This is a genomic window from Polaribacter sp. (genome assembly GCF_049276715.1).
GTDB lineage: Bacteria > Bacteroidota > Bacteroidia > Flavobacteriales > Flavobacteriaceae > Polaribacter.
Window position 1 is genome coordinate 1 of record NZ_JBASWY010000054.1, and the last position, 1,910, is coordinate 1,910.

The window sequence follows — 1,910 nt, forward strand, 5'->3', positions numbered from 1 at the left end:
GGGCGCATCTGATTTTGCCACCGTGGTCGGGAGTTGCCCAGCAGCCGCTGCCGCTGCCGCTGCGCGATCAGTAGCGCTGAGCATGCTCGCGTCGACCACCCCGTCCCCGCTGCCACTGCTACCGCTAATGGCGCTGCTGCTGTCGGGACCGCTGGCGGCGCTGCCGCTGTCGCTGTCGCTGGTGTTGTCGTTGGTGGTGGTGCGGTGGTGGGCGGTGAGGGCGGCGTTGAGGGCGGCCATGATTTTCATGCCTTGGGTGGGAGCCTGTCAAGTTGTGTGTGTAAGCGGTGGTCTTCGGTTCTAGAGGTAGGGGTTGATTCGGTCGGGGTAAGCCAGAGCTAGTTGGGCGAGGGCTTGGTTCCAGTTTGTGGTCATTTGGCCTTCGACGAGTCGGCTTCCAGCTCTGCGTTTCGATCCTCCTTTGAGTCCTTGTTCTTTGGCTCGTTCACGTGCGCGTTTGTCTTCGATGTTGCATATCGCCAGCCACAGCAGCTTCACGACCGCGTCGTCGCTGGGGAAGTGACCCCGGTTCTTGATAATCTTTCGCAGTTGGTAGTTCAACGATTCGATCGCGTTGGTCGTGTAGATCACCCGGCGCAGCATCGGTGGGAACGCCAAGAACGGGGTGAACCGTTCCCAGGCGTCCCTGAACACCCGCACAGTGTTCGGGTTTTTCTGCCCCAGGTCTGAAGCCTCGAACTCGTCCAATGCGGCCAGAGCCGCAGTCTCGTCAGCGGCTTGGTAAATCGGCTTCAACGCGGCTGCGACAGCTTTTCGTTTCCCATAAGCCACGAACCGCATCGATGCCCGGATCAGATGAACGACGCAGGTTTGAACCATCGACTGGGGCCAGGTTGCCTCGATCGCTTCAGGGAAGCCTGTGAGTCCATCGCAGCACACGATCAACACGTCAGCGATACCCCGATTGGCTAGTTGCGCGCAGACACCAGCCCAAAATTTGGCTCCTTCGTTAGCTTGAACCCAGATCCCCAGGACGTGTTTGATCCCGTCCATGTCGACACCGACAGCGATATGGGCCGCCTTGTTACGCACATGGGCGCCGTCACGAACTTTCACGACCAGCGCATCCAGGTAGATCACCGGATAGAACGCTTCGAGTGGGCGCTGCTGCCAGGCCAGTACCTCGTCAGCGACCTCATCAGTGATCTTCGAGATCGTTTCGCGGCTGATATCAGTACCGATCGTGGACACCAGATGATGTTCGATATCGCGCACCGTCATTCCCCCGGCATACAACGACACGATCATGTCATCGAGGCCACCAACCCGACGTGAACCCGTCGGGACCAGGCGCGGGGTGAACGTGCCATTACGGTCACGAGGGATCGCTAACTCGACGTCACCAACACTCGTGGCGACCGTCTTATCGAACGAGCCGTTACGGGAGTTCGGATGCAGACCTGCTTCCGGGGCTCCTTGCTCATAGCCGACATGCTCGGTCAGTTCCGTTCGAAGGCCACGCTCAAGACCAGCCTTGATCAACTGTTGAATCAGGCCATCCTTGCCATCGAACTCGACCTGCCCAGCATCGATCTGGGCATACAACTCGTCCAACGCACCAGAAGCCTCAAGAGCTTCAACGCCTTCACGCTGGGCACGTCGACGATCTTCACGTTCCTGCTTATCAATCACACTCACAGTGTCACCGCTTTCAGTAAGGAACACCTCCCCTTACACAAACCATTTGACACGTCCGCACCCGGTTACCTATCGTTCCGGTGAACGCTTTCACCAGCGGCGTGAGGCGCTGCTTCTGCCCGATCCCGGGCTCGTTGTCCCAGACTAAGGTGCGAGGCGAGCCGCCCAGCACCGCGCGTAGTGACCACATTCCTGCCAGCAGGTCTCCAGTCATGCGCGATGGAATCATGGCCGCCGTGATGAACCTGGAG

At 59.3% G+C, this 1,910-nt stretch carries 2 protein-coding genes and 1 pseudogene; all 3 read right to left on the reverse strand.

Features of this window, described 5'->3' with window-relative positions; genetic code table 11:
- Window positions 1-249, reverse strand: a 249-nt coding sequence (locus WAO74_RS13780) for a hypothetical protein (RefSeq protein WP_422162838.1), incomplete at its 3' end; no start/stop codon positions are given.
- A 51-nt stretch (window positions 250-300) separates the two neighbouring features.
- A complete protein-coding gene (locus WAO74_RS13785; RefSeq protein ID WP_422162839.1) occupies window positions 301-1,650 on the reverse strand; it encodes an IS256 family transposase in 1,350 nt (449 codons plus the stop codon).
- 67 nt (window positions 1,651-1,717) lie between these two features.
- Window positions 1,718-1,910, reverse strand: a pseudogene (locus WAO74_RS13790) (IS21 family transposase); the annotation flags it as partial.